Source organism: Halorussus ruber (assembly GCF_004765785.1).
GTDB classification, from domain to species: Archaea; Halobacteriota; Halobacteria; order Halobacteriales; family Haladaptataceae; genus Halorussus; species Halorussus ruber.
On sequence record NZ_SBIT01000006.1, the window covers coordinates 253,558 to 279,406 of the forward strand.

26 protein-coding genes are annotated in these 25,849 nt (G+C 64.1%); 13 read left to right on the forward strand and 13 right to left on the reverse strand.

Annotated features, from left to right (window positions below):
* Window positions 1–90: 90 nt before the first annotated feature.
* The 5 genes from EPL01_RS10655 (at window position 91) to EPL01_RS10665 (ending at window position 4,750) form a co-directional block, all read left to right on the forward strand.
* Window positions 91–1,875 (forward strand): ABC transporter substrate-binding protein, encoded by a 1,785-nt coding sequence (locus tag EPL01_RS10655; protein ID WP_135825243.1) that lies wholly within the window; start codon window positions 91–93, stop codon window positions 1,873–1,875.
* Window positions 1,876–2,157: 282 nt separating this feature from the next.
* Entirely contained in the window at window positions 2,158–2,946 is a 789-nt protein-coding gene (locus EPL01_RS10660; RefSeq protein WP_135825244.1) for a helix-turn-helix transcriptional regulator, read from the forward strand.
* Entirely contained in the window at window positions 2,943–3,101 is a 159-nt protein-coding gene (locus EPL01_RS21600; RefSeq protein WP_168215872.1) for a hypothetical protein, read from the forward strand. Before EPL01_RS10660 ends, EPL01_RS21600 begins: the two co-directional genes overlap by 4 nt.
* A 302-nt stretch (window positions 3,102–3,403) precedes the next feature.
* The gene (locus tag EPL01_RS22480; protein WP_267195316.1) at window positions 3,404–3,526 is read left to right on the forward strand and encodes a hypothetical protein; all 123 of its coding nucleotides are present in this window, start codon (window positions 3,404–3,406) and stop codon (window positions 3,524–3,526) included.
* The gene (locus tag EPL01_RS10665; protein ID WP_135825245.1) at window positions 3,527–4,750 is read left to right on the forward strand and encodes an RNA-guided endonuclease InsQ/TnpB family protein; all 1,224 of its coding nucleotides are present in this window, start codon (window positions 3,527–3,529) and stop codon (window positions 4,748–4,750) included.
* A gap of 136 nt (window positions 4,751–4,886) precedes the next feature.
* On the opposite strand, the gene EPL01_RS10670 is transcribed toward EPL01_RS10665, so the two are convergent.
* Window positions 4,887–5,642, reverse strand: coding sequence for a DUF7504 family protein (locus EPL01_RS10670; protein WP_135825246.1), 756 nt, complete (start codon window positions 5,640–5,642; stop codon window positions 4,887–4,889).
* Between the two features lie 438 nt (window positions 5,643–6,080).
* Between EPL01_RS10670 and EPL01_RS22730 the strand changes: the two genes are divergently transcribed.
* On the forward strand, window positions 6,081–6,218 hold the full coding sequence (locus tag EPL01_RS22730; protein ID WP_449272272.1) for a DUF7503 family protein: 138 nt from the start codon (window positions 6,081–6,083) through the stop codon (window positions 6,216–6,218).
* On the opposite strand, the gene EPL01_RS10675 is transcribed toward EPL01_RS22730, so the two are convergent.
* Both EPL01_RS10675 and EPL01_RS10680 read right to left on the reverse strand, forming a co-directional pair.
* The gene (locus EPL01_RS10675) at window positions 6,215–8,557 is read right to left on the reverse strand and encodes a CHAT domain-containing protein (RefSeq protein ID WP_135825247.1); all 2,343 of its coding nucleotides are present in this window, start codon (window positions 8,555–8,557) and stop codon (window positions 6,215–6,217) included. The genes EPL01_RS22730 and EPL01_RS10675 overlap by 4 nt on opposite strands.
* Before the next feature lie 95 nt (window positions 8,558–8,652).
* Window positions 8,653–10,419, reverse strand: coding sequence for an alkaline phosphatase D family protein (locus tag EPL01_RS10680; protein WP_135825248.1), 1,767 nt, complete (start codon window positions 10,417–10,419; stop codon window positions 8,653–8,655).
* 330 nt (window positions 10,420–10,749) lie between these two features.
* Here EPL01_RS10680 and EPL01_RS10685 point away from each other — a divergent pair, with 330 nt between their 5' ends.
* Together EPL01_RS10685 and EPL01_RS10690 are read left to right on the forward strand one after the other, a co-directional pair.
* Window positions 10,750–11,196, forward strand: coding sequence for a universal stress protein (locus EPL01_RS10685; RefSeq protein WP_135825249.1), 447 nt, complete (start codon window positions 10,750–10,752; stop codon window positions 11,194–11,196).
* 370 nt (window positions 11,197–11,566) lie between these two features.
* Window positions 11,567–12,598: an enolase-like domain-containing protein gene (locus EPL01_RS10690; RefSeq protein ID WP_135825250.1), complete on the forward strand. Its 1,032-nt coding sequence runs from the start codon at window positions 11,567–11,569 to the stop codon at window positions 12,596–12,598.
* A 27-nt stretch (window positions 12,599–12,625) separates the two neighbouring features.
* On the opposite strand, the gene EPL01_RS10695 is transcribed toward EPL01_RS10690, so the two are convergent.
* The 4 genes from EPL01_RS10695 to EPL01_RS10710 form a co-directional block, all read right to left on the reverse strand.
* The gene (locus tag EPL01_RS10695; RefSeq protein WP_135825251.1) at window positions 12,626–13,225 is read right to left on the reverse strand and encodes a hypothetical protein; all 600 of its coding nucleotides are present in this window, start codon (window positions 13,223–13,225) and stop codon (window positions 12,626–12,628) included.
* Window positions 13,226–13,323: 98 nt separating this feature from the next.
* Complete coding sequence (locus tag EPL01_RS10700) at window positions 13,324–14,880, reverse strand: PAS domain S-box protein (RefSeq protein WP_135825252.1); 1,557 nt, start codon at window positions 14,878–14,880, stop codon at window positions 13,324–13,326.
* Window positions 14,881–15,270: 390 nt separating this feature from the next.
* On the reverse strand, window positions 15,271–15,780 hold the full coding sequence (locus EPL01_RS10705; protein ID WP_135825253.1) for a macro domain-containing protein: 510 nt from the start codon (window positions 15,778–15,780) through the stop codon (window positions 15,271–15,273).
* Window positions 15,781–15,829: 49 nt separating this feature from the next.
* Window positions 15,830–16,015: a hypothetical protein gene (locus EPL01_RS10710; protein ID WP_135825254.1), complete on the reverse strand. Its 186-nt coding sequence runs from the start codon at window positions 16,013–16,015 to the stop codon at window positions 15,830–15,832.
* Window positions 16,016–16,457: 442 nt separating this feature from the next.
* Here EPL01_RS10710 and EPL01_RS10715 point away from each other — a divergent pair, with 442 nt between their 5' ends.
* Window positions 16,458–17,936 carry an AMP phosphorylase gene (locus EPL01_RS10715; protein WP_135825255.1) on the forward strand — a complete coding sequence of 493 codons (1,479 nt, stop codon included), beginning with the start codon at window positions 16,458–16,460 and terminating at the stop codon, window positions 17,934–17,936.
* Window positions 17,937–17,963: 27 nt separating this feature from the next.
* On the opposite strand, the gene EPL01_RS21605 is transcribed toward EPL01_RS10715, so the two are convergent.
* A complete protein-coding gene (locus tag EPL01_RS21605) occupies window positions 17,964–18,134 on the reverse strand; it encodes a hypothetical protein (protein ID WP_168215873.1) in 171 nt (56 codons plus the stop codon).
* Between the two features lie 471 nt (window positions 18,135–18,605).
* On the opposite strand from EPL01_RS21605, the gene EPL01_RS10720 reads away from it, so the two are divergent.
* The gene (locus EPL01_RS10720; RefSeq protein WP_135825256.1) at window positions 18,606–19,187 is read left to right on the forward strand and encodes a DUF1684 domain-containing protein; all 582 of its coding nucleotides are present in this window, start codon (window positions 18,606–18,608) and stop codon (window positions 19,185–19,187) included.
* 121 nt (window positions 19,188–19,308) lie between these two features.
* On the opposite strand, the gene EPL01_RS10725 is transcribed toward EPL01_RS10720, so the two are convergent.
* The 5 genes from EPL01_RS10725 to EPL01_RS10745 all read right to left on the reverse strand — a co-directional run bounded on the left by EPL01_RS10725 (window position 19,309) and on the right by EPL01_RS10745 (window position 22,510).
* Complete coding sequence (locus tag EPL01_RS10725; protein ID WP_135825257.1) at window positions 19,309–20,079, reverse strand: FAD-binding protein; 771 nt, start codon at window positions 20,077–20,079, stop codon at window positions 19,309–19,311.
* 62 nt (window positions 20,080–20,141) lie between these two features.
* Entirely contained in the window at window positions 20,142–20,777 is a 636-nt protein-coding gene (locus EPL01_RS10730) for a D-lyxose/D-mannose family sugar isomerase (protein WP_281275365.1), read from the reverse strand.
* 59 nt (window positions 20,778–20,836) lie between these two features.
* Window positions 20,837–21,163: a HalOD1 output domain-containing protein gene (locus tag EPL01_RS10735; RefSeq protein ID WP_135825258.1), complete on the reverse strand. Its 327-nt coding sequence runs from the start codon at window positions 21,161–21,163 to the stop codon at window positions 20,837–20,839.
* 80 nt (window positions 21,164–21,243) lie between these two features.
* Window positions 21,244–21,756, reverse strand: coding sequence for a gamma carbonic anhydrase family protein (locus tag EPL01_RS10740; RefSeq protein ID WP_135825259.1), 513 nt, complete (start codon window positions 21,754–21,756; stop codon window positions 21,244–21,246).
* Window positions 21,757–21,817: 61 nt separating this feature from the next.
* Window positions 21,818–22,510, reverse strand: coding sequence for a hypothetical protein (locus tag EPL01_RS10745; protein ID WP_135825260.1), 693 nt, complete (start codon window positions 22,508–22,510; stop codon window positions 21,818–21,820).
* Window positions 22,511–22,970: 460 nt separating this feature from the next.
* On the opposite strand from EPL01_RS10745, the gene EPL01_RS22485 reads away from it, so the two are divergent.
* The 3 genes from EPL01_RS22485 to EPL01_RS10755 all read left to right on the forward strand — a co-directional run bounded on the left by EPL01_RS22485 (window position 22,971) and on the right by EPL01_RS10755 (window position 25,755).
* A complete protein-coding gene (locus EPL01_RS22485; RefSeq protein ID WP_281275366.1) occupies window positions 22,971–23,102 on the forward strand; it encodes a hypothetical protein in 132 nt (43 codons plus the stop codon).
* A gap of 127 nt (window positions 23,103–23,229) precedes the next feature.
* Window positions 23,230–23,787 (forward strand): metal-dependent hydrolase, encoded by a 558-nt coding sequence (locus EPL01_RS10750; RefSeq protein WP_135825261.1) that lies wholly within the window; start codon window positions 23,230–23,232, stop codon window positions 23,785–23,787.
* A 177-nt stretch (window positions 23,788–23,964) separates the two neighbouring features.
* Window positions 23,965–25,755, forward strand: a complete 1,791-nt coding sequence (locus EPL01_RS10755; RefSeq protein ID WP_135825262.1) for a DUF7282 domain-containing protein — start codon at window positions 23,965–23,967, stop codon at window positions 25,753–25,755.
* Window positions 25,756–25,849 lie beyond the last annotated feature (94 nt).

Sequence of the window (25,849 nt, forward strand, 5' to 3'; positions counted from 1 at the left end):
CTCACGCGTGTTCGCTCGGTTTTTCCAAACCCTCCTTCCTGCATTATTATTAATTAACTACATATGGCTCTCCGTTGTCGCTCTATTTGCATGTCCGAGAAATCCAACATGTCTCGACGGTCGTTCCTCAAGGCGACCGGCGGGACCGCATCGGCCGTCGCGCTCACAGGTACTGCCGCAGGTCAGGAGACCACCACGACTCAGCAGGATGGGGGTGGTGCCGATGGCACGCTCAACCTCATCAACACCGGGACGATGAGTACGCTCGACCCGGTCAAGGCGACCGACACCGCCTCGGGGCGAGTCATTCAGCAGGTGTTCGACGCGCTGATGAACTATCCGGACGGGGCGATAGACGTCGAGACACAGCTCGCGCAGGGGTTCGAACAGTCCGACGACTTCACGACCTACACGTTCAACCTCAAGCAGGGTGCGCAGTTCCACGGGGACTACGGCGAGGTCACCGCGCAGGACTTCATCTACTCGTGGGAGCGGTTGGCCGCCTCCGAGGAGTCCCGGCGGGCGTACTTCATCCTCGACTCCATCGGCGTCCAGCACGAGACCGACGACGAGGGCAACTACCAGCCGGGAACGCTCGCCCTCGAAGCGGTAGACGACTACACGCTCCGGGTGACGCTCGAAGAGCCTTTCCACGCCACGCTTCCGATGCTGGCGTACACCGCGTTCGCGGCGCTCCCAGAGGGTATCCTCGGCGACATCGAGGGCTACGACGGCGAGATGGAGTATCAGGAGTTCGCCACGTCGAACCCCATCGGGGCCGGACCGTTCCAGTTCGAGACGTGGCAACCCAACGACGAGGCGGAGGTGTCGCGGTTCGCGGACTACCACGGTCAGGCCGCGCAAATCGAGGCGGTCAACTGGCGCATCATCGAGGACGACAACGCCGTCTACACCTACGCGATGAATCAGAACGCCGACTACTTCCCGATTCCGACGCCGTTCTACGACCCGAACAAGGTCAACGTCGAGGAGACCGACGACCAAGGGCGCGAAATCGGGACGTACGGACCGGTTCGGAACGGCGAGACGGTGAACTACCTCGCGGTGGCGACCATCAACGCCTTCTACATCGGATTCAACACGGCGCGGGTCGAGAAACCCGTGCGACAGGCCGCCGCGTACGCGATGAACCAGCAACAGGTCATCGAGCAAATCTTCAAGGGGCGCGGACAGGCGGCCTACCACTTCACGCCGCCGAACATCTACCCCGGTGGCCCCGACGCCTACACCCAGCACGCCGAGCAGAACTACCCCTACGGGTACAACCAGACCCAACTCGACCAGGCCCGACAGGTGATGGAAGAGGCCGGGTACGGGCCGGACAACCAGTACGAGTTCACCTTCACCATCTACTCGGGGTCCGACACGTGGAGTCAGACGGCCCAACTCCTGCGCGACCAGTTGGCGAGCGCCCACATCAACATGACAATCGAGTCCGCGCCGTTCTCGACCCTGCTCCAGCGCGGCCGCGAGGGTAACTTGCAGGCGTACTCGCTGGGGTGGATCATGGACTGGCCCGCGCCGGACAACTTCCTCCAGTTGCTCAACCCGCCACAGACCGACACCTCGCAGGACGCGCCCATCTCCTACGTCAACTGGTCGGGCACCGAGGCGGCCCAGCAGGCGACCAGCGCCTACGAGCAGATTCGGGACAACCCCGCGCCGACCGACGAGGCCGAGGCGGCCCGCAACGAGTCGTACGTCACGATAGAGGAGGCCAACTGGGAGGACGTGGTGTTCCTCCCCGTCTACCACGAGACCGACGAGCGGTTCTGGTACGACAACGTCGAAATCGACGCCTTCGGCGCGGCAGGACCCAGTCGCCAGATGTACGACACGACCAGTCTGAAGTAACCGCTTCGGTCGAATCCATTCTTTTGGACCGAGACAGGACGAGCGACGAGTCCGCCAAAGGGGAGGGGAGTCTCCCCAGGTAACGACAATGAGTTATGGCCGGTGTCAGAGGCACACAGCGGCTGGTCCACGGAACCAGCACCATACGCTTCTCAGCCACCCGTCTTTATCTCACCTACTGACTAACCCTCTCACAAAATTAATAAAAATATAAAAAACTTTCTTCTATTTATGAGACAAAAAGTGTGTGGTTTCTTATGAAGACGGTGACTACGTCGGGATATGCGCTCTGGTCCCGCTGACCTCCAAAAGTGCCTCCGCAATCGGAGTCACTTTCTGCGACGCCTCCGCAGTCCGTGCGAGAAGTGCGAGTTGGTCCGCGAACTCGAGGAGTCCCGCTCGACCATCGACCGCGCGCTCCGCGAACTCGAACGCGCCGGGTTCGTCGCGCGCGACGACGACGGCTTTCGGACGACGCTCGCGGGCGAACTCGCGCTGGCCGAACACGAGCGCCACGTCGCCCGCCTCGACGGAATCACGTCGGTCGCCGACCGCCTCGGGGCGCTCCCCGCCGACGCGCCCCTCGACGCCGCGCTGTTCGAGGGTGCCGACGTCTCGCTTCCGACTCGGCGCTCGCCCCACGAACCGGTCGAATCGCTCGAAGCCCTCGTCGCGGACGCCGACCACGCCCGGGTGTTCGGAACCACCGTCATCCCCTCCTACGTGGACCTGTACCACGAGCGCATCGTAGAGGGTGGGATGACCGCCGAACTCGTCCTCTCGGAGCGAGTCATCGAGTGGTTGCTCTCCCGGCGCGAGGAGGCGATGGTGGCCACCGCTTCGACCGAGGGCGTCACCGTCGCCGAGACGGACGCCACCCACTCGTTCAGTCTCACCGTCGTCGAGTCAAAGAGCGGCGGCGGGGCGTCCGACCGCTCGGTCGGCGTGATGATTTACGACGAGGGGACGCTCCACGGGTTCGTCCAAAACGACACCCGCGAGGCCGTCGCGTGGGGCGACGCGCTGTTCGACCGACTCGCGGGCGAGGCGCAGGTGTTGGAAGTCGCATGAACCGACGTACCTACCTCGCCTCGCTCGTCACGGGGTCCGGCGCGCTCGGCGGCGGTATCGCCCTCGCCGACCTCCGACCGGGGAGGTACCGGTTCCTACTGGTCGGGACCTCGCCCTATCTGGCGACCGAGTTTCAGGTTCTCGACGGCGAGTAGGGACGAGTGCCCCGAAAGTACGAGGAGGGCCGCGCACCCGACTACGGGTTTCGCTCGGTGTTACAAGTGACATCCTTGGCGGACTGAAAGGGCGACCGCGAACCGCGCGAGGGCTTTCGAGGACGTTGCTGTCCCGTTTACCTGAATTGAGGCGCTAAGGCCCCTTCCTCAACGAACGAGCGAAGCGAGTGAGTAGGGTGGGGATACAGCGCCGCACGGTTCTCAAACACGTTCGACGCTCGGCGCACAGACCCACCATTTCTATCGGCATCTTTATGGAGTATCGTGTGTATCATACTTATGTGGCAACGCGCAAGAACATCACCGTCCGCGACGACCAAGAGGAGTGGATTCAGGAGAATCACCTGAACCTCTCCCGATTCGTTCAAGACAAGTTGGACGAACTCATCGAAGAGCGCTCGTAGATGAACTACAACTACAGGTATCGACTCCGACCGTCCGACGCTCTCGAACAGCAGTTAGCGTGGACTGTCGATACCTGTAGACAGGTCTACAACCACTTCCTCCACCGACTCAACCGCACCGACGACACCTCGGCCTACAGCGAACAGAAACGCCTGCCGAGCCTCAAGAAGTGGTGGAGTGACCTGAAACAAGTTCACTCGAAGGTGCTACAGAAAGTCGTTCAAAGACTATACGACAACCTCTCGACGCTTCGCGGTCGTAAAGAGAACGGCCACCGCGTCGGCCAACTCAAGTGGAAAGCACCGGGCGAGTATCGCAGTTTCACCTACAGCCAATCCGGCTTCAAGCTCAAGAACACGAGCGGTCGGACAAAACTGTGGCTCTCGAAACTCGGAGAAATCCCGCTCACCTTCCACCGCGAGTTGCCCGACGACGCCGAAATCAAGACTGTCACGGTCAAACGCGAACCGACCGGCAAGTGGTACGCCATCCTCGGCGTCGAAACCCCCGACGACCCGCCCGCGAAACCGGAGAATCCCGAGCGGTGCGTCGGTATCGACGTAGGGATTCTCAAATACGCCCACGACACCGACGGCATGGCGGTCGAATCACTCGACCTTTCAGACGAACGCGAACGCTTGGAACGCGCCCAACGCGACCTTTCGCGGAAACAGCACGGGTCCGCGAATTGGGAGGAACAGCGCCGTGTCGTGGCCGAACGCCACGCCGAGTTGAAGAACAAGCGTCGGGACTTCCTTCACAAGTTGTCAAACTACTACGCCCGCGAGTACGACCTCGTGGCGGTCGAGGACTTGGACGCGAAGGGCTTGGTCGAGCTACCGGGCAACTCGCGGAACCGGGCAGGCGCGGCGTGGGGCACGTTCCTACGGATGCTCGAATACAAGTGCGAGCGTGAGGGGACGCACTTCGTGGCTGTGAATCCGCGCGGGACGACGAAAGAGTGCGCGTCCTGTGGTGTTTCGACGGATAAGCCGTTGTGGGTGCGCGAACACTCCTGCCCGGCGTGTGGGTTCGAGGCGGATAGAGACGCGAACGCGGCGTGGAACATCCTTTCTCGCGGCGTCAAGAAGCAGTTAGGAGCGGGACGCTCCGAATCAACGCCTGTGGAGACTGCGCTCCCTGTGTCCTCGGTTGTGGATGCAAAGCGCGTCGTTGAAGCAGGAAGCCCCACCCTCAAGCGCGAGCCGTCAGGCGAGCGGTAGGGTGGGGTAGTTCACTTCTGCTATACTGGGCGTGAGACTTCAAAATCTCGACTCGAAAATAAATTAGTAAACCGACAGACCAATTCCGCGGTCGGGGAACCGCGGAAATCGGGTACTTTCGCTCTGCTTCGACCGACTACAGCGGCGTCCACTCGGTCACGAGTTCGCGCCGGGGAACGTGCCAGCGCTGTTGGGCGTCGTGGTCGTGTTCGACGGGGTCCACCGCGCGAAGTTCGATGACGGCGTCCACGTTCGAGACGAGCGACTGGACGCGCTCGCTGTCGTACTCCTCGGTGAGGACGTAGTGGGCCATCCCGTTGTGCTTGCGGACGTGCCCGCCGACCATGCTGAGACACCGCCGGACGGCGTCCTCGCCGTAGTGGTCCACGAGCGGGTCGAGCGAATCGACGCCGACGCGCAGGTCGGCCGGTCGGAGGTCGTTCGCCTCGGCCACCACGTCGTCGATGGTATTCACGAGTTCGGACTGGAGGCCCTGTAGCTCGGGGTCGGCGACGTGGGTCTCCTGAATCCCGGCGAGTTCGGCGGGCGCGTCGGCGTTCGCGGCGGACGCGACCGACCGCGGCGCGCCCGCGTGGTTCAGGATGCGCGCCGTCTCGCCCAGCGGCCGAGGCGTCTCCTCGGGATTGGGAAGGCGCTCGGCGATGCTCTCGGGCGTGGCGTCGGTGACGGCGACGACCCGGTGGCGAATCGACTCGGCGTCGCCGAGCAGGTTCTCGCTCGCGCGCGTGAACAACTCGCGTGGCGCGTCGCCGACGACCAGCAGGTTACAGCCGGTCGCCTTCAGCTCGTTCAGCAGGCTGAGGAACGCGGTGAAGTCGTCTGGCGGTACGTCGTCGTCTGGTCCCCGAACGACGGACTGGTCTGTCGTCATAGCGAGGTCGTGTATGGACTTCCTTCTTTTCGCTTATAAATTTTCCCTATCATGGTATTACTTTCATATAATACTAACACGAATGATGGGCCGTCACTCGGGTTTCGTCGCTATTCTCGGCTGTGAGGGGTTTGGAGAACCGAAAGTTCACGATGAGAAATGTCTTTTCATTGCTTAAATATATGAAAAGTATTATCTAAAACCTAGAATTAATAGTGTAGAACATGTATTTCGTTTCTAAACGTGACGGGTTGAGGCGGCCGTCGTCGCTCGGCGTCTCCTCGGACGCTCCCCCGATATTATTCCCGACAAGAATAAGTTTCTACGGATTATTAATAAAATTGGCAGTCTTCTCGATTCTTAGGGTTTCTATCTCCTTTTTGCTCTAGGCAATATTTAGAAAAATAGATAATAACTGATGTGTTATGGTTTGATGTGATGGCACACAGCGAAAACGTCACGGAATGGCTCGCGGAACACCCGAAGATGATGGGCGCGCTTTGGATGTTACTCTTCGTTCTATCCCAGACAGGAGTTGCATTTGCGGGTGGGTCAAGCGCGAAGGCTGGACCTTAAACAGTAAAGAACTCGTCTGTCCACAAAAGTTTTCCATCAACAACTAACGGTTCAGAGTTCGAGTTAAACGCCTCCCGAAATTCATACGTTTTTGTTCGGCATTTAATCCCACCCCCTCCTGCAATATGTCGGGTATCAATTTTATCAAGATGCATTCGTAACGAAGAGCCGATATTATAGCCTCGAATTGGATAGGAGTGCGCTTCGACGAGAAGTTCTTCCGTATCCAAGTCTTCGTCGCCCGAATTTCGTTGTATGTGGTACATAGACGGTAGTCCATTCTCACACTGTGCAAGCGTCACACCGGGGTCACCGACTACAACGTACTCCCGGCCGAGCGACGTGTATTCTCGTACAATCGTCATCGCGTGACCGATTGTGAACCCGTGGAAGAACAACCGGGCTAGCGTCTCGCCGACTTCGACCGCGCCAGCGTTCCAGAGGTCGGCTAGACTCACGACCGCGGCCCTCGCCCCTGACTTTACCAGTTCGATACCCTGGTCGTGGGAGCGACAGCCGTTGAGGAGGACTGTCTCCGCGCCGGTCTTCTCTATCTCCTCGGCGTCCACGATGCCGTCCGCGCATTGGAACCCGTGGCCGTCGATGTGGCCGATGAAGTGGAACATGTCGCTGTCCGCCGCGAGGAGGTCCCGTAGTTCGTCGGTCGAGACGTCGAACTCGCAGGTGACGTTGGCCCGCAGGTCCTCGCGGTCGGCGTAGATTTCGGCCGCGGCGTCCCACTCCTCGCGCATCTCCTCGTCGTTGCAGACCACGGTAATCTCGACCGCGCCGTTCTCGGACGCCGTGACGTCGTGTTCGAAGGCCTCCTTGAGGAGTTTGGTCCCCTCGATCGGCGTGCGGTCGCCGATCCACGCTCGTTCGAGCGCGTCCGACTCCGGCAACGGCATGTAGCCGCCTTCGCCGGGGACGCCGCGCGCCGACTCGGCCTCCTCTCGGTCCGCACTCTCGGCCGGGTCCCCGTCGTCTTCCCAGTCCGCGTCTGCTTCGTCGCGCTGGTCGTCGGGGCGTTCGATGCCGTCGCTCCGTCGAATCGAGCGGGTCGTCCTCGCCGACCGGAGGAAGTCGTCGTCGCCGCCGTACTCGCTTCCGCGTTCGCCGCCGGACTTGCTCCCGCGCTCGCCGCCGTACTCGTTCCTGCCCCCGCCACCGGCCCGCGCCGTCGAGGTCGGCGACCGGACGAACTCCGCAAGCGCCTCGCTGGTCTGGCGCTGGGCCTCGGTCGGCGACCACGCCTCGTCGCTCGCGGTCTTGACCTTGACCAGCGAGAGGTCGTTGACGACGTAGGGCATGAGTTCGGCCGCGTCGGGGCCGGGTTCGGCCTCGACGTGGGTGACTCGGTGCCACGGCGACTCGATGGCCGCGACGGCCTCGTCGTCCACCGCGAGGTAGTCCGCGAGTCGGTCGGCGATGGACGACTCGTACAGGTCCTCGAAGTCGAGGTCCGTGCGGGCCTCCAGCACGTCGCGCTCGTGGAGTTCGTCGGGGTAGAGTCCCTCGGTTCTGGTCACGCAGTCCAGCAGGAACACGCGCTTGAGGATGTCCTCGACCGACTCGCCGACCTCGCCCACGTCGCTCCCGAGGTACTCCGAGACGCCCGACTCGGCGGTCAGGTTGGCCGTCCCGCTCGGGACAATCTCGGCACCCAGATAGTAGGCCAGCGGCGCGACGGCGTAGACGTAGCCGTACTCCGGCGGGACCGCGATTCGGATGCCCGTCTCCGGCGCGTCGAGACCGTCGGGAATGTCCAACTCGTCGCCGCGCTCGATTCGAGGCGGGTGGCCTCGGAGCGTGGGCCACGACCGCTCGGGCGAGGTGGTCTTGAGCGCCGAGGAGAACGCCGACACCGCTTTCATCAGCGCCGCGGGGTCGTCGGGCACCGTAATCGTCGCCGCCGGAGAACTGTGATACGACCGCGCGCCGACCTCGACTGCGGTTTCCCCGCCGAACTCGATTCTGACGGTCTCCTCGGTCGCGTCGATGGAGAGCGCGCCCGAGACTTGGAGATAGACCTTGATGGGCGAGTGGAGTTCCAGCAGGTACTCGCCCTCGGGGAACTCCCGCGAGGTCGGCGGGTCGATGGACGTTCGGTGGTCTCCCTCGGGCGACCGCACGTCCATCGGAATCATGTGGGGGAGCGTCACTTCGCCCGTCCGAATCCGACAGGCCGTGGCGACCGGGAAAGCGAACCGCTCCGGGTCCACCTCGGTCGGCTCGACCGGCGAGTCCGTCAGCAGCGAGAAGTGCCGCGTCTCGATGGGGTCGACGATGTCGAGACCGGCCTCCTCGGACAGCGGACGGAACTTCGGATGTGTGGACATAATTTGACAGCCCCCGAACGTGTACTGAAGACACTCAGTCGGAGCGTAAAAATCCTCGGGCACGTTTCACGATTCGGTGTCTCTCTCTGATTGTTTCACTCCGGTTTTCGCTCCCCGCCGGACCGTTTCAGCTCCGCGGACCCCGCCGGAACTCGGTACCTGCACAGGAGTTGCTTGGGCGCGTCGGCGGAATCGACGCTCCGGTCTACCGCGTACGCCGAGTAGACGAGTTCGTCTCGGCCGATTTCCACGGTCGCGTAGCCCCAGTGACTGCTGTCGAACCACTCGACGTGGGGATTCTCGGCCTGCAAGGCGTCCACGAACGTCTCGGTCGCCGTGTTCGGGAGTTCGTCCATCGCCACGAGGTTGTCGCTACTGACTGCCGGAGCCATGAACTCGACGCCCGCCCGCGACTCCCCGGACTGGCCGCCTGACCCTCCTCCCTCGTCGTCCGCGCTCGCGGTCAACTCGTACTCGGTCAGCAGGTAGCCCGCGAGATAGCTGTGCATGTCGCCGGTGAGCGCGACGAGGTTCTCGACGCCCGCCTCGTCGAGGCCCGACAAGATTCGCTGGCGCTCGGTGCGGTAGCCGTCCCACGCGTCGGCGTTGACCGTCATCCCGCCGCCCTGCACGAACCGGAAGGCGGCCGCAAGCACCTCGTTGCCCCAGAGCTTCCACCGGGCGTCGGAGTCGGTCATCCCGTCGAGGAGCCACTCGCGCTGGGTGTCTCCGAGCATGGTCCGACCGGGGTTCTCCGCCGCGAGTTCGGCCGGGACCGACGCCCCCGGTTCGTCGGCTCCCGGCGGTGGCGAGCGATAGAGGCGCTCGTCGGTCACGAACAGGTCCGCGAGGTCGCCGAACGCGAACGACCGGTAGAGCCGGAAGTTCTCGTGGATGGCGTCGGCGGGGAGGCTCCGATTGTCACTACCTGCTGGCTCGTACTTCGCTCGGACGGGGACGTACTCGGTGTAGGCCCGAATCCCCTCGACGTACAACTGGCGCATGAACTCGGGGTCCCCGCCGCGGGGGTGGCTCTCGGTCTCGGGGGCGTCGGTCTCGTAGTTCCACCACCGGTCGCTGACGATCTCGTGGTCGTCCCACGTGTGAATCAGAGTGTGGTTCCGGAGCGCGCGCCGGAGGTTCTCGTCCGAGCGATACGTCCGGTAGAGGTGCCTGAAGTCGTCTAAGCCCCACGCCTTCTCCTCGCCGCTCGGCAGGTCGATGGACCGGTCGCCCATCCCGTCGCCCGCGTACTCGTAGATGAAGTCTCCGAGGTGGAGCAGGAAGTCGGCGTCCTCCTCGGCGACGTGGCCGAACGCGCCGAAGTAGCCGTGGAGGTAGTTGTTGCACGAGGCGACCGCGAGGTCGAGCGAGTCGGGACTCCCGCCGGGTTTCGGCAGGGTGCGACACCGCCCGACCGCGCTGGCGTCGCCGTCGTAAACGAATCGGTAGAAGTACTCGCTGTTCGGGCCGAGTTCGCCGTCTACGTCCACGACGGCGGTGAAGTCGCGCTCCGGGCCGAACGCTCCGGGCGGGACGGTGCCCCGATACGCGGCCCGGTCGAAGTTCTCGTCCTCGGCGACTTCGACGCGGAGAGGAGTCTCGCCGTCGTGGGCGTCCGGGGCGACGCGGGTCCAGAGCAGGACGCCCTTCGGGGTGGGACCGCCGCTTGCGACCGACTGGGGGAACACCGACGAGGCGCGCTCGCGCTCGACCGCAAACTCCTCGCTGTCGCCGGACTCGTCGGGCACGAGTCGCTCGGCGGCGGCCTCCTCGGCGGAGAGCGCCGACAGCGCTCCTCCGAGCGTGGCCGCTCCGGCGGCCTCCAGTACGTCGCGGCGAGTGTGGTTTCGTCCGGTCACGAGTAGTCGCTCACGCCACGAACGTGTATAAACAGAGCGCTAATGACGAACAGCGAATTCGGTTGATATATCTTCATTCTTGTCCCGAACATGTATTTAATTGGATTGTATCTATCTAGATTGCTTAACCGAACATATTTATTTCTCTCAACGTCCCGCGCGACTCGCACGTCCCGGGCGACCGTCCGCGTGCATCTGGAACCGGTCTAGTCTCCGAGTTCGCCCGGATTGAATCTGGTGTCCGAACGACGGTTCGGCAGTCGAGCGCCCATCTCTGTTATCTGACGAATAACCGGTTTATTTATCACCTCTACTCGTCATTGCCGAGACATGGAACGCGCACTTGCAGTCGTGGACGCCGAGGAGTCCACCAAGGCCCTCGTCCGCGAAGCGGGCGAACTCGCCGCCGCGGTGGACGCCGAACTGGTCCTGCTCCACGTCACGACCAACGACGAGTACGAGGAGATGCGCCAGACGATGGAGTCGATTCCGAACAGTCCGGTCGGCTACTCGGCCCAGAAGGCCCGCAAGGGTGCCGAGGAGTTCGCCGCCGACATCGGCCGCGAGGTCCTCGACGGCATCGACGTGGACTACGAGTCGGTCGGCGCGCTCGGCGACGAGCAGACCGAAATCCTCGACACCGCCGAGGAGTACGACTGCGACCACCTCTTCATCGCGGGCGAGAAGCGCTCGCCCACCGGGAAGGCGCTGTTCGGCGACCTGACGCAGTCGATTATCCTGAACTTCGACGGGCCGGTTACCGTCGTTACTGAGTAAGGAGTTTGCGGGTTTTTCTGGTGTCGTTTTTGGCGGATTGTGCTTCTGTCGGGGCTGAGTAGCGAGAGCAACGCGGATTCGGGGTCGAACTGCACCGCGACAGCAACGCGGACTATTCCCGAAGCCTAGGCGTCTCCGCCCCGCAACCGCACCGCAACCTCCCCGCAACCGCCACAGCCCCGCAACCGCGGGCCTCACACCTCCCCAACCTCCTGCGGTCCTCGGGGTTCGCTTCGCTCACACCCTGCGGTCCTCGTCCCTCGCGCGCGTTGCTCGCGCGCGCCGGAAACCATTTTACTATATGTCGCTACCGGCGCGTGAAGAGTCCAGAGGGCCAACGACTTTGCCGTCAGCGGCCGTCGTCCCGCGTATGAGTCTCTACGAGCGAGTCGCGGACCTCCCGCTGACCGTCGAGGGAGTCGAGTACGACCGCCGCGAGCGCGAGACGGCCAAGTTCACCCGCGCGACCACCGTGGTCTCGCTGTCCGGCGCGGGCGAAGTCGGAAAGGGCGAGGACGTGACCTACGAGGCCGAACTCCACCCGATTCCCGACGCGTTCGACCTCGCTGGCGAGTACACCCTCGACTCGTTCGCGGCCGAAATCGCGGACCTCGACCTCTTCCCCGACGCCGAGGAGGACGACGTAGACGACCACTTCCGCCACTACCGGCGCTGGGCGCTCGAAAGCGCGGCGCTCGACCTCGCGCTCCGGCAGGCCGACACGAATCTCGGCGCGGAACTCGGCCGCGAATACAGTCCTGTCCGGTTCGTCGCCAGTCCCGTCCTCGGGGACCCGCCGAGCGCCGACCCGATTCGAACGTGGCACGAGCGCAACCCGAACTTGGAGTTCAAACTCGACGCCGACGAGGACTGGTCGTCGGACCTGCTGGCGGACCTCGCCGACTCGGGCGTTCGCGTGGTCGATTTCAAGGCCCACTACGAGGACGCCGACGTCGCCGGGAGCGCGGACCCCGACCTCTACCGCGAGGTGGCCGCGGCCTTCCCCGACGCGATCTTGGAGGACCCGGCGTGGACCGACGACACTGCAGACGCGCTCGATTCCGCCCGGAGTCGCGTCTCGTGGGACTACCCGATAACCGGCGTCGAGAGCGTCCGGAACCTCCCTTTCGAACCGGACTGGCTGAACATCAAGCCCTCGCGGTTCGGGTCGGTCGAGGCCCTGCTCGACACCATCGACTACTGCGAGGAGCGCGACGTCTCGATGTACGGCGGCGGCCAGTTCGAACTCGACGTGGGCCGCAGGCACCTCCACCTGCTGGCGTCGCTGTGCTACCCCGACTCGCCGAACGACGTGGCTCCCAGCGAGTACAACGACCCCAATCCGCCCGAGGACCTCCCGACCAGTCCGCTCGCCATCGGCGACGTTCGCGGGTTCAGATAAGCGTGAAGAGCGTGGTACGAACTCGACTCAGAAGCAAACGAGGAGAGTTCCGTCTTCGAGGGGGTCCGGCGTCTGCTTTCGAATCGACCCCTCGATGTTGCCGCGATACTCCGTTGCGGTCCGAACCAGACCGGTCCCGTCAATCGCGTACACGGCCGCTTCGCCAGCGGGTTCCGTCATCACGACCCCATCTCCGCTTACGGCCTCGAAGTGAACAGCGAAGTCGAGTCGGACAGTCGTAATCTCGTCGTGGAAGTCGAGCAACTCGGTTTTCTCTACCATCACCTCGAAATCCACGACGCTATCGCCGCGTCTGGCGACGAATTCGTTCCGCTGATACGCTCTTTCGTGTTCTTCGACGAACGTGCGGACAGTATCGTCGTCGAACGACGACGGCGAGGCGGGATACTCGGTCGAGCCGACGCTCTCGTAGACGGTCGTCTCGCCGCGTTCTTCTATTTCGTGTTCGACACCTTCGGCAACGTCGGGCGTAGGTCGGTAGGCCTCCGCACAGTCGAATCGGTCGGAGATGGGAGGCTCTTCCCCACCCGCTTCGCCACCGATGCAACCGCTGAACGAGAGCGAGACGAGAGAACCGACCCCGGACAAGAGTGTGCGACGGTTCACATTTTCACACTATCCGAGGTGTCGATAAATGCTTTCTCCGAAGTACAACCGGCCATCCCGATTTCGGGCAGGACTTCGGATACGTAAGCCGAGTGCTGTTACGCCGTCGAAATCTCGAAGCGCGCGCCGCCCGACTCGCTCTCGGTCGCCGAAATCGTCCACCCGTGGGCGTCCACGATGCTACTCACGATGGAGAGGCCGAGTCCCGACCCGTCCTCGGTGGTGGTGTGGCCGTGTTCGAAGATTTTGTCGCGCTCGGCCTCCGGAATCCCCGGCCCGTCGTCTTCGACGTAGAACCCGTCCCTGTTGGCTCGGTGGGTCGGCGGCGCGTCGCTGGCGTCCACGTCGTCGCCGAGCGTCCCGACGCGAATCGTCACGTTCTCGCCGGGTTCGACGGTGTCGCCGTCTTCCGGCGAACTGCTCGTGGAACCGTGTTCCACGGCGTTGCGAAACAGGTTCTCGAACAACTCCTGCAGGCGGCCGTCGTCGGCCTCGACCTCGCCCAAATCGTCGCCCACGTCGAGGGTGGCCTGCCCGGTCGAGACGGTAGACCACGCGCGGCGGACCACGTTTCGGAGGTTCACGGGTTCGGTGTCGCTCACGTCTTGGCCCTGCCGGGCGAGTTTGAGCAGGTCGTCGATGAGCGACTCCATCCGGTCGAGCGCCGCGCCGGTCTTCTCGAAGTGGCGGTCCTCGCCGGTCTCGTGGGCGAGTTCGAGGTGGCCCTGCGCGACGTTGAGCGGGTTGCGCAGGTCGTGGCTGACCACGCTGGCGAACTCCTTCAGGCGCTCGTTCTGGCGCTCTACCTTCTGCTTTCGCTTCCGGCGCTCGGTCACGTCGCGGGCCGACCCGAGGTGGGCGTCCTCGCCGTCGTAGGAGATGACCTGCACGCTGAGTTCGACGTAGCGAACCTCTCCGTCTCGGGTCCGGATGCGCAACTCGTAGTGGGGCGTGTCCTCGGTCTCCTTGCTTCTCGCAATTCGCTCGACGCGCTCGCGGTCGTCCTCGTGAACCACGTCCCAGACCGACATCCCGAGGAGTTCCTCCCGACTGTAGCCCGTGAGTTCTGCGACGCGGTCGTTGACGAACAAAAACTCCTCGTCGCCGTGAATGAAGATGGCGTCGTGGCTCCCCTCCACCAATGTCCGGTACTTCTCCTCGCTCTCGCGGAGCGCCGACTGGGAGTCGATGCGGGAGATGACCTCGGTGACGTGGCTCATCAGCAGTTCCGCGAGTTCGAGGTCGTCCTCGTCGAAGGCCTGGGGTTCGCGCGACCCGGCCTGAAAGACGCCGTAGTCGCTCAGGGGCACGCTCAGAATCGAGCGATACTCCATGTTCACCGGTTCGGCCTCGCTCATCGTCCGCACGTCCGGAATGACGAACGACTCGCCCTTCTGGAAGGTCCGGCCCGCCAGTCCCTTGTCGGCTTCGAGGGCGTCGTAGCCGTCGTTGGGCATCTCGGTCGAGGTGGCCTTCGGGACGAGATAGCCGTCCTCCTCGACGTCGATGCCGCAGATGTCGAACTCCAGAATCCCCTCTGCGGCGTCCACGCCGAGGCGGTAGACCTCGTCTTTGGTGTGGCAGGCCTCCATCTCGGAGGCGATTTCGTGTAGCTCTTCTATCTTCCGCTTCTCTTCGCGTAACTGTTCACTCATGCTCGTGTTCGGTCCTGTCTCCGACGCCGTTCGCGCCCACCGCCGACGGGTCGTCGGGACGACCGGAATTCCCGGCGCGGTCCGCTCGGGTTTCGTTCGATTGGTCGTCGATTCCGGTAGAAATATTTTTCCCAACGACCGCGGACGAAACCCGGACGGTCGTCGTGGGGCACACCGGTCGCTCGCCGTCGCCAGCCGCGGGTTTCGCGCGGGCCGTGTTCCGACGCAGCCCCGCGAAGGCTAGCAAATTTGACTGATTCGACCGGTTAATCCAATCCATACTACTGGCTATGGGTCGGGTATCGCGCTCCCGGTTTAAAAAGCGATGGCATTTGGTGTCAACCTTTAATAGTCATGCTCCGTCGGTGAGGGTTCCGGACCTCCCCCGACTCACGCGCCCGTCACGTCGTCGGCCACCGTCCGAATCGTCTCGTACTCGTCGTCGGCGTAGGCGATGACGCGAACGTCTTCGAGCGACTGCGGTTCGAACGCGGCTATCTCCTCGCAGATAATTCGCGCGCCCTCTCGGAGGTCGAACCCCGCCACGCCGCAACCGAGCGCGGGAATCACCAGCGAGTTCGCGCCCCGGTCGTCCGCGACTTCGAGGCTGTTGCGGGTCGCGTCGCGGATGCTCTGTTCGGTCGCGTTTCCGTCTCCGTAGTGGGGCATGGCCGCGGCGTGGACGACGAACTCGGCGTCGAGGTCGTAGGCGTCGGTGACCGCAACCTCGCCGAGGTCCACCGGGCCTTTCGCGGTGGCTTCGTCGTTGATTCGCGCGCCCGCTTTCCGCCGGAGCGCCCCGGCCACGCCGCTTCCCATCTGGAGGCTGGTGCCCGCCGCGTTGACGAGGGCGTCGGCCTCCTGTCGTGCGATGTCGCCCCGAACGACGGTGAACTCCATATCTGGGGCCACACCGCCCGAGGCCAAGGATGTGACGGTCGATAGCTTCCTATCGACGGCGCAGTCGGTGCCAGACCGCCGCCAGCAGGGACTCGCCGCCGTCGCCGCGACTCAGCCGCACGTCGTCGGTGTACTGGGTTTCGGGCGTCAGGTCCTCGGGCGAGCGGGCGTAGGGTGGCGTCTCGCAGAAGCTCTCGATGCGCTCCTTGTCGTCGTCCGTGATTCCGGAACTCATTGGACGATACCAGAGCGTAGAGGATATTAGACACGGACGACGCTTGCCCATAGTCCGACCCAATTAACCGGAATTTAGGCCGGTAACGGAACGTGGGAAATAGTTAGCGACCCGATCTGTCTCCGCGCTGGACTGCGAGTGTGGCTTACGTGTCGCTCTCCAGACTGGTTTTCGCCCGGTCTCGAACCGCTCGCGCCGCGGATTTCACGGCGGTAATCGGTCGATTCGTCTCGGGTTCGGAACGTTCGAAGCGCGCCCGGTCCGGCGGGCCGGGCGCGCCAAGCCCTGTCACGGCCACACGGAGCGAAATCGTCGAGTGAAAGGCTTCGGGAGTACCGAGTGAAAGACTTCGGGAATCCGGTCTGGTGCTCGTCGTCGTTCGGCCCCCGATTCGCCCCGCCACTCCGCCCACGATTATGGTCCCGGCCGCCCAACGAGGCGTATGGAACTCGTCGCAAGCGAAATCGACATCGGGACTCACCTGCCGACGGTCCTGCTCAACGGCGGGGACGCCGAGGAGTTAGGCGTCCATCCCCTCGACCGCGTCCAGATTACCACCGACGGGACGACGGTCATCGGAATCGTGGAGGTCACCGAGGAGTTGGTCGCGCCGGGCACGCTCGGGGTCACGCGCCGACTCGGCCACGTCGAGGGACCGGTCGATGTCACCGCCGCGCCCAAACCCCGGTCGGTCCGCTACGTCCGGAAGAAACTCGACGACCGCGAACTGGAGGCCGACGAGATTCGGGCCATCGTCCGCGACATCGAGGCCGACCGGCTCAACGACGTGGAACTGTCGGCCTACGTCTCGGGCATCTACTCGAACGGCATGTCCGACGCCGAGACCACCCACCTGACCGAGGCGATGGCCGAAGTCGGCGAGCGCCTCTCGTGGCCCGACGAGGTCGTCGCCGACAAACACTCCATCGGCGGCGTGGCGGGCAACCGCGTCTCGCCGATTCTGGTGCCAATCATTGCCGCCGCGGGCGTCAAAATCCCCAAGACCTCCTCGCGGGCCGTGACCTCGCCCGCCGGGACCGCCGACACGATGGCGGTGTTCTGCGACGTGGAGTTCTCCATCCCCGAACTCCGCGACATCGTCGAGGAGACCAACGGCTGTCTGGTCTGGGGCGGTTCGGTGGACCTCTCGCCCGTGGACGACAAGATAATCCGCGCCGAAAACCCCCTCTCGCTCGACCCGACCGGGCAGCTCATCGCCTCGGTCCTCTCGAAGAAGTACAGCGCGGGTTCGACCCACGTCATCATCGACGTGCCCTACGGCGAGGGCGCGAAGGTGGACGGCCACAGCGAGGCCCGCGAACTCGGCGACGACTTCGAGCGCGTCGGCGACCACCTCGGCGTCCGGGTCGCGCCCGCCGTCTCGCCCGGCCACGAACCCATCGGTCGGGGCATCGGCCCGGTCCTCGAAGCGCGCGACGTGCTGGCGGTCCTCGGCGGCGACGGTCCCGAGGACCTGCGACTCAAGAGCGAGCGCCTCGCCTACTTGCTCCTCGACGCCTGCGGCGTGGACGCCGACGCCGGGGAACTCCTCGACTCGGGCCGCGCCGAGGAGAAGTTCCGCGAAATCGTGGCCGCCCAAGGCGGCGACCCCGACGTGACTGCCGGGGACCTCACACCGGCCGAGGAGCGCGCCGCCGTCACCGCCGACCGCGCGGGCGTCGTCACCCACATCGACAACCGCATCGTGAGCGAACTGGGTCGCCGAGCGGGCGCGCCCAAGGACCCCGGCGCGGGCCTCACTCTCGCCCGCCACGTCGGCGACGAAGTCGCCACCGGCGACGAGTTGTTCACCGTCTACGCCGAGACCACGGGCAAACTGGACGACGCGCTCGCCCTCGCCGACCGCGCAGAACCGGTCCGCGTCAGAAGCCGCGAAGAAGCGATGGTCGAGCGAATCTGACTCCCAGAATCGGGTCCGCCGACTCGACTACCAGACCATCTGGCCGTCGTCGGTGATGTTGCCGACGTACAGCAGGTGTGCGAACGGGACGAACGCCATGAACTCGCCCTCCTCGTCGTAGAGTTCCACGCCGCTCTCGCCGACCTCGTAGTCCTCGCACTCGATCTGCTCGCCGTCGGAGATTTGCGCTTTGAACATCCGTGCGAGATTCCCAACGCCTACCGGCAAATGGTTGTCGGCGCTCTCGGTGGGTGTTTTCGGACACGGAAATTGCCGGGAAGAGCCGAGAGGACAGCAACGTCCTCGAAAGCCCTCTCGCGGTTCGCCGCTGTCGGTCCTTCGGCCCGACGAGCCGTGACTCACTTCGTTCGTCACGCCGCCGGAAGACATTCCTCCTCGCTTCGCTGTCTCCGAAAACAGGGATTTCCGGGATGGCGAAAATCGAAGGCCGGAGGCCGAACTGCCGTTACGGCCCGAACCCCCGTTCGTAGCAAGTAGTATTGTGAATATCATGAAATACTGTGGGGTTCGGGTGCGGAATCTCCTCGCGCTGTCTGGCTTCGATTCACCGCCGGATTGGATTTTATTTGGACTCGAATCGGCCCCGACTCGGTCTCGCCCCGATAGAGCGACCGAACAATATTGTGCTTTCAGAACATACGACCTCACATGAGCACCGACTGGCGAGCGGCCGTCCGACGACAGCGCGAGGAGAAAGACGAGTACTTCGGCGAGCATCCGCGCTCGCCGATTCCGGACGACGAGCGCGACGAGTTCGAGGGCCTGAACTACTACCCCATCGACGAGGACTACCGGTTCCTCCTCCCGCTGCACGAACACAGCGACAAGGAAGCCGTCACCGTCTCGACCAGCACCGAGGGCGAGCAGGAGTACGTCCGCTGGGGCGAGTTCCGATTCGAGGTCGATGGCGAGGAGGTGACCCTGCAAGCCTACAAGTCCGACCCCGACGAGGACCGCCTCTGGGTTCCCTTCCGCGACGAGACCAGCGGCGAGGAGACGTACGGCGCGGGCCGGTACCTCGACCTCGAACCCGAACACCACCGCATCGACCGGGGGGAAACCGACGATGTCGAGGGCGACAATGTCGAGGCCGACGACGAGTGGGTGCTGGACTTCAACGCGGCGTACAACCCGACCTGCGCGTACTCCGACCGATACGAGTGTCCGCTCCCGCCGATGGAGAACTGGCTCGACGTGCCCATCGAAGCGGGCGAGAAGTCGTATCACTAAGCGCTGCGTCCGCCGGATTTCGGCGATTCCGCCGATGCCGACGGAGAGAAGAGGAACAAAACTATTCGCTTAGAAATTGTATTTCAGCTCTGAATGGCGAATTTTATCTCCTAGCGGTTACTCACTCGTCCCGAACGCTCGGATGGGTGACCTGCTCGTCAGGGTGGCGCTCGGCGAAGAACTCCCGCATGATTTCGAGCGACTCCTCCTCGCGGCGTCGGCGCTCGTCGTCGTCTATCTCCTCGCACCCCGGCGGGACCTCGCGCCCGCGGTCGGTGAAGTAGCCCTCGGGCGCGACCCAGTCGTGGTAGAACGGCCGGTCGTCGTCTTCGAGGAGCGTCACGGCGACTTCGGCCCCGTGGCCCGCGTTGATGACGGCCTGATACGGTTTCTCGGCGAGTCGGCCCGCGGCGTAGAGCCCGTCCACGCCGGTCCGGCCGCGCTCGTCGGTGTCCACGAACGACTTGCCGCGGTCGATGACGCCCACGCCGTCGATGGCGTCGAGGTAGTCGGTCGTGTTCTTCGTCGCCGCGATGACGTACTCGGCGTCGAGGCGCTCGCCGTCGGCCGTCTCGGCGGCGAATCCGTCCTCGACCACTTCGACGCGCTCGATTTCGCCTTCTCGGCGCTCGCACCCCGCGCGGTCTGCCTGCTCGCCCAGCAAGTCGAGCAGGAGTCGGGCGTTGACCCCCGCGGGAAAGCCGGGGTAGTTCTCCAGGTGGGCGTTCCGGCGCACGATGGAGTCGCCGCCGTCCACGACCAGCGTGTCGAGGTCCGCCCGCGCGGTGAACACCGCCGCCGAGAGGCCCGCGACGCCGCCGCCGACGACGAGGACATCCCAGTCGTCGGAATCGGACTCGTCGGTCCCAGTACCGTCTGGTTCGTCGGTCATACACCCGACCGTGGGCGCGACGAGGATAAAAACCGAACGGCGCGACCGCTCTCCCAACCCGGTCAGTAGCTTCCCGCCATCCGGTCGATTTTCGGGTCGGTGAACACGTCCTTCTCGTCGTAGCTCGGCGAGGAGAACTCAGAGATGACCGCGCCCTCCTCGCCCGCCTTGAACCAGTGGCGGGTGTCTGGCGGGATGGTGTACTGCTCGCCGGGTTCGAGGTGAATCTCCTCGCTCGCGGTGTAGTACTCCTCGCGCATCGGCGGTCGGACCGACCACTCCTCGCGGGGTGTCTCGTCGGACGCATCTCCTCCATCGTCCCCGTCACCCTCGACGTAGAGGTACACCTCGCCCGCGCGACACCGGAAGGTCTCGCGCTTGCCGGGATAGGACTCCACCCCCGCGTGGTCCTCGAAGGGCGGGTGGCGATGCTCCGGGCAGGTTTGGCTGGGGAAGAGGACGAGTTCCTTCGCGCAGTAGCGGTCGTCGTTGACGTAGACCACGATTTCGGTCCCGACCGCCTCCAGATTCCCGAGGCCGTAGTCCACGACTTCCATCTCCTCGCGCTCGGCCTCGGTGAGGACGACGCCAGCGTCCGCGAGCATCTCCGCGGCGCGCTCTCTGGCCCGCTGGCGTTCCTGCTCGGTGCTCTGGTCGTCGCGCTCGGCGTCTTCGCTCACGGCGTCGTCGCTGGTCATGCCCTCAGTTCGCCCCCGCGAAGGAAAACGGTTTGGCGGTGGCCCTCTGACCCGGAACGTCACTCCTCGCGCGGCTCGGTCGGCGACTCGCCGAGTTTCATCAGCGATACGTTCCCGCTCTGGTCGAGTTCGATGCGGTAGCCGTAGTACGAGAATTCCAGTTCGGCCTGCGCCTCGGACGGCGGCGGACTGGTGAACAACTCCTCGATGAGATGGTCGATGCGGTCGTACAGCGGCGGCAAGTCGTTTATCTCGCAGCTCTCCAGATTGGCGACGAGACCCAGGAGATGTCGGTTGGCCTCCTCCGGCTCCGGAGTCACTTTTCGGTGACGTATCTGTCGCTCTCGACCGCTTCGCTCGTCTCCGTCTTCGTTCCCACCCGACATACTCTAAACATAGATACCGAGAATTGAAAGTTTCATTCTGGGTTTCCAACTATTTCCGGCGAAAAAAGGCGAACCCGGTCTTACTCGAACAGGTCGCCGTGTCGCCCCGCCAAATCGGTGTACTCGCCCGAGGAGAACTCCTCGAACGTCTCGGCGGCGTCCACGTCGGTCTCGGAAAGTGGCGTCACCCGCGCCGGAACTCCTCGGGCGAACGACTCGGGCGGAATCTCGTACTCGTCGGGAATCACGGTGCCCGCCGCGACGATGGACTCGCCGCCGACCGTCACGTCCGTGTTCACGGTGGCGTTGAACCCCACGAGCGCGCCGTCGCCGACCTCGGCGTCGTTCAAGATTGCGCCGTGGCCCACCATCACGCGGTCGCCGACCGTCGCGCCGTGGAGGACCGCGTTGTCCCCGACGTGGGACTCCTCGCCGATTCGGACCGGTGCCACGTCGCCCCGGAGGACGACGCCGGGCCAGACGCTGGCGTCCTCCTCGACCGATACGTCGCCGACCAGCGTGGCCTCCCCGCTCACGTGCGCGTCGTCGTGAATCTCTGGTTCGGTGCCTTCGAAGTCGTAGCTCCCACCCATAGCGCGGTAGACGGTAGCATCCGACAAAAGGATTCGTCGTAGCGCAACTCTTTCGGCGAAGTCAGGACGACGCGACGCGCTCTGCCACCCTGTCCACCGCCCACAGCGCGCCGAACACGCCCGCCGTAATCACGAAGTGGTTGCCCACGAGGCCGAGGACCATGCCGATGGAGTAGGCCGCGCTGTCGAGGTCCAGCACCGGGAGGGTTCCCCGTCGCCACTGCACCGCGTACCAGCCAGCGAGCGCGAGGCCGCCGAGGTGGGGCGCGCGTCGAATCCCCGCGGCGGCGAGTCTCGACCCCTCGAACTCTCGGAAGGTGTCGGCCCGGAAGATGAACGGGACGTAGACGAACACCAGCGCGTAGACGAAACTCGACCCGAGGACGCTCTCGGCCCCCGTGGCGTACCGGCCGAGGATGACCAGCACCACCGAGACGACCAGCGTGACGAACGAGTACATGAAGACGGCGTAGCCGAACACAAGCAGATACTCGCCGTGCCGCCGAGCGCGCTCGGTGCATCGGTAGGAGTTGCGCACCGCCACCGAGGAGGTCAGCAGAAACAGGAGCAGAATCGCTCCGACCGACCCCGTGGTGGCTTCCGAGGAAGACTGCTGGAACTTCATCAGGTAGACCGAGAGCGCGCCGAACATGCCGATGACGGTGAACAACTGGTGGTTGGTTTCGAGGAACTCCTCGATGGTCGGCGGGCGCTCGTCGCCGCCGTCGTGCAGTCGCCCCGCGAGTTCCCCCACCGACCCATGGGTAGTGGAGTCCGAGGGGTTTCCATAAAGCCAGCGCAACCGTGACTCGACAGGTCCCGTGACGGATGTATCAAATTTAGCAATAATAAACGTTCCCTGAAAAACAAATATATTTCTAAAAGACAATCTATTATTTCTTTTTGGCCCTGTATTTCCCGCGCCGCGGAAGAGTGACGCGCCGAGACGAGGAGTCTCAGAGTCGAGTCGGAACCGTCGGTGCGGTAACTGCACCGACTTCGGAAGCCCCGGGCGCTCGCTTCGATTGTAATGGGTCTCTCGTGACCGCCAGAATCGGCGTGGTGTCGTCTTTTGAAGCGCCCGGCCCCTTCACCCCACCCTGTCGGCTGGTTCGGCTGGTGTCTGCCGGTGGTTTGTCCGGCCGGGCGCAAACACCACCTCCCGCGCTCGGGGACACGCTCAAGTCGCTCGGCGTCGTGTTGGAGTACCGGCGATGACGCTCCTCGTGGACATCGCGTGCCCGGACTGCGGCCGGAAGCGGTCGGTCCGCAAGCGCGGCCTCGGGCGGTACTACTGCGAGAACTGCGGTCGGGAGTTCACCCAGCGCGACGTGGTGCCCGAGTAGGTCGGGCAGGTCGGTCGGACTGCCGAACTGAACAGACAACCGGGACGGTCGGGCGACCGCAGAACTTTCATCTCGCCGATAGCTCGACGCCCGAAGGCCTAACCCGGCGCGCTCCAAATGAGCGTCCATGTGGCCTTGGGGGCATCTCGCGGTGGGGTATCTGCTGTACTCGACGCTCGTTCACCTCCGGTACCGTCGAGCGCCGGACGGCTTCGCGGCCGTCGCGCTGGCGTTCGGCACCCAGTTTCCGGACCTCGTGGACAAGCCGCTGGCGTGGTCGCTCGGCGTCATCCCGAACGGGCGGTCGCTGACCCACTCGCTCATCACGGCGACGCTGGTCATCGCAGTCGTGGGACTCCTCGCACACCGTCGAGGCTACGGGTCGATTGCGACCGCGTTCGCCGTGGGCTACCTCTCGCACCTGTTCGGCGACGCGCTTCGCCCCGCGCTCTCGGGGGACCTCTACTCGCTGGGCTTTCTCGCGTGGCCGGTCGTTCCAGCCATCGAGTACGAGACCACTCAGAGCTTCGCCGCGCACCTCGGACAACTCTCGCTGGAGTCGTTCGCAACCGCCGAATTCGCACTCGGCCTCGGCGTCTTCCTCCTCTGGTTGCTCGACGGCGGCCCCGGCCTCAGGGTCGTCAGCGCGATTCCGCGGTGGCTCGACCGGAAATTCTCGGCCTGACCCGGTCGAACTCGGCCCCGACACGGGCGTGAACGGTACCGAAACGAAGCTGAAAGCCGTCCTTAACCACCTGCGAGGCTGAAACCCCAGCTATCGACCGCCAGCGGATTTATACCAATCGTGGTGGATTGTCCGATGGGGGAGAAAAAGTACATGAGCCGCAGAAGCGCCCTTTTAGTGGCTATACTGCTCGTAACGACGACGTTCGGAGGAGCGGCCACCTCGCTCGCCGCGACTGGGACCGACACCCAACAGGCCCAGTCGCCGCCAGCGGAGGTCGTCCGCCAGACACAGACGAATAACACGACAGTCACGTTCGAGAATCAGACCAGCGACGGGACTACCGTCACGATTTCGCAGGTCAACCTGAGCGACGGCGGGTTCGTCGTGGTCCACGACGAGGGACTGCTCGAAGGGTCCGTCCTCGGGAGCATCGTCGGGACCAGCGAGTACCTCGAACCCGGCGTCCACGAGAACGTCACGGTGACGCTCGACGAGCCGCTGAGCGGGACTCAGCGACTCCTCGCGCTCCCGTACCAGGACACCAACGACAACGAGACCTTCGACTTCGTGGAGTCGCAGGGTCAGGACGACAGTCCCTACACCCGCGACAATCAGGTCATCGCCGACGAGGCCGTCATCACCGTCGAGGACGTGACCGAGACGACTACGACGACCGAGGGACCGGTGGAGACGACCACGACGACCGAGGAGCCAGTCGAGACGACCACGACAACCGAGGAGCCAGTCGAGACGACCACGACAACCGAGGAGCCAGTCGAGACGACCACGACAACCGAGGAGCCAGTCGAGACGACCACGACAACCGAGGAGCCAGTCGAGACCACCACGACGACTGAGGAACCGGTCGAAACCACCACGACGACCGAAGAACCGGTGGAAACGACCACTACGACGACCGAGGAGCCGGTGGAGACCACTACGGAAGAGCCGGTGGAGACAACGACCGAAGAGCCGGTGGAAACCACCACGACGACCGAGGAACCTGTGGAGACCACCACCGAGGAACCGGCGGAGACGACCACGGAAACGCCGACCGAGGGCGTCGAGGAAGAGACCTTCAGCTTCCGCATCGACAACCTCCAAGTCGAACAGCTTTCGTTCGTCGTCGGTGACTCGGCCGAACCCGACCGGACGATTACGGTCGAGGACGTCTCTGTCAGCGACCGCACGGTCGAACTCGACCTCACGGAACTGCTCCGTAGCGAGTCGGTCGACACGGACCTCCAGACGGTTCAGGTCGTCGTTCGGAACGTGTCGGTCCAGAACGTCACGTTCGTCGTGACCGCACCCGAGGACGTCAAATCGCAGTTAGTCGACGTTCCGGAGGTGCCGGAGGAGACGACGACCGAAGAGGACGAAGAGCCTGCTGAAACCACGACCGAAGCAGAAGAAGAGGAGCCGACCGAGACGACGACCGAAGCAGAGGAAGAGCCTGCTGAAACGACGACTGTAGAGGAAGAAGAACCGGCCGAAACCACGACTGCGGAAGAAGAGGAACCGGCCGAGACGACGACCGTAGAGGAGGAAGAACCCGAAGAAACCACGACTGAAGCGGAAGAAGCGGAACCGACTGAGACGACGACTGAAGCGGAAGAAGCAGAAGAACAACCGTCGCTTCAGGTCGCCTCGCTGACCGCGCCCGGGACCATCGTGCTGAACGAGGGCACGCTGGTCGTGAACTCGCAGGTCCGGAACCCGAGCGACCAAGTCGTGACCGACACGGTTCAGCTTCGACTCAACGGAACCGTCGTCGAGACACAGCGCGTGAAGATTGACTCCGGCGAGTCCGCGCAGGTCCAGTTCCGCGTGGACCGCGAGGACCTCGGACTCGAACCGGGCGAGGCCTTCCTCGAAGTGCTGACCCGTGACTTCGGCAAGAGCATCACGGTGTCGGTCCAAGAGGCCCCGCCGGAAGACGACGATAGCGACGATAGCGACGAGTAATCAGTCGGCCTCCTCGCCGTAGTCGGCGAGGAGCGCGCTGGATTTGGCTCGCGCCGCCGAACCACTCGAACTTTTCTCTTTTATCGAACCGAGA

Excerpts from the sequence above, each read along its gene's own strand:
- EPL01_RS10685 (WP_135825249.1), top strand. The coding sequence starts at position 10,750 with ATGGAACGCGCACTTGCAGTCGTGGACGCCGAGGAGTCCACCAAGGCC.
- EPL01_RS10690 (WP_135825250.1), top strand. The coding sequence starts at position 11,567 with ATGAGTCTCTACGAGCGAGTCGCGGACCTCCCGCTGACCGTCGAGGGA.
- EPL01_RS10670 (WP_135825246.1), bottom strand. The coding sequence starts at position 5,642 with ATGACGACAGACCAGTCCGTCGTTCGGGGACCAGACGACGACGTACCG.
- EPL01_RS10710 (WP_135825254.1), bottom strand. The coding sequence starts at position 16,015 with ATGAGTTCCGGAATCACGGACGACGACAAGGAGCGCATCGAGAGCTTC.
- EPL01_RS10655 (WP_135825243.1), top strand. The coding sequence starts at position 91 with ATGTCCGAGAAATCCAACATGTCTCGACGGTCGTTCCTCAAGGCGACC.
- EPL01_RS10715 (WP_135825255.1), top strand. The coding sequence starts at position 16,458 with ATGGAACTCGTCGCAAGCGAAATCGACATCGGGACTCACCTGCCGACG.
- EPL01_RS10740 (WP_135825259.1), bottom strand. The coding sequence starts at position 21,756 with ATGGGTGGGAGCTACGACTTCGAAGGCACCGAACCAGAGATTCACGAC.
- EPL01_RS10730 (WP_281275365.1), bottom strand. The coding sequence starts at position 20,777 with ATGACCAGCGACGACGCCGTGAGCGAAGACGCCGAGCGCGACGACCAG.
- EPL01_RS10720 (WP_135825256.1), top strand. The coding sequence starts at position 18,606 with ATGAGCACCGACTGGCGAGCGGCCGTCCGACGACAGCGCGAGGAGAAA.
- EPL01_RS10750 (WP_135825261.1), top strand. The coding sequence starts at position 23,230 with ATGTGGCCTTGGGGGCATCTCGCGGTGGGGTATCTGCTGTACTCGACG.
- EPL01_RS10725 (WP_135825257.1), bottom strand. The coding sequence starts at position 20,079 with ATGACCGACGAACCAGACGGTACTGGGACCGACGAGTCCGATTCCGAC.
- EPL01_RS10700 (WP_135825252.1), bottom strand. The coding sequence starts at position 14,880 with ATGAGTGAACAGTTACGCGAAGAGAAGCGGAAGATAGAAGAGCTACAC.
- EPL01_RS10660 (WP_135825244.1), top strand. The coding sequence starts at position 2,158 with ATGCGCTCTGGTCCCGCTGACCTCCAAAAGTGCCTCCGCAATCGGAGT.
- EPL01_RS10675 (WP_135825247.1), bottom strand. The coding sequence starts at position 8,557 with ATGTCCACACATCCGAAGTTCCGTCCGCTGTCCGAGGAGGCCGGTCTC.
- EPL01_RS10665 (WP_135825245.1), top strand. The coding sequence starts at position 3,527 with ATGAACTACAACTACAGGTATCGACTCCGACCGTCCGACGCTCTCGAA.
- EPL01_RS22485 (WP_281275366.1), top strand. The coding sequence starts at position 22,971 with ATGACGCTCCTCGTGGACATCGCGTGCCCGGACTGCGGCCGGAAGCGG.
- EPL01_RS10735 (WP_135825258.1), bottom strand. The coding sequence starts at position 21,163 with ATGTCGGGTGGGAACGAAGACGGAGACGAGCGAAGCGGTCGAGAGCGA.
- EPL01_RS21600 (WP_168215872.1), top strand. The coding sequence starts at position 2,943 with ATGAACCGACGTACCTACCTCGCCTCGCTCGTCACGGGGTCCGGCGCG.
- EPL01_RS10705 (WP_135825253.1), bottom strand. The coding sequence starts at position 15,780 with ATGGAGTTCACCGTCGTTCGGGGCGACATCGCACGACAGGAGGCCGAC.
- EPL01_RS21605 (WP_168215873.1), bottom strand. The coding sequence starts at position 18,134 with ATGTTCAAAGCGCAAATCTCCGACGGCGAGCAGATCGAGTGCGAGGAC.
- EPL01_RS22730 (WP_449272272.1), top strand. The coding sequence starts at position 6,081 with ATGGCACACAGCGAAAACGTCACGGAATGGCTCGCGGAACACCCGAAG.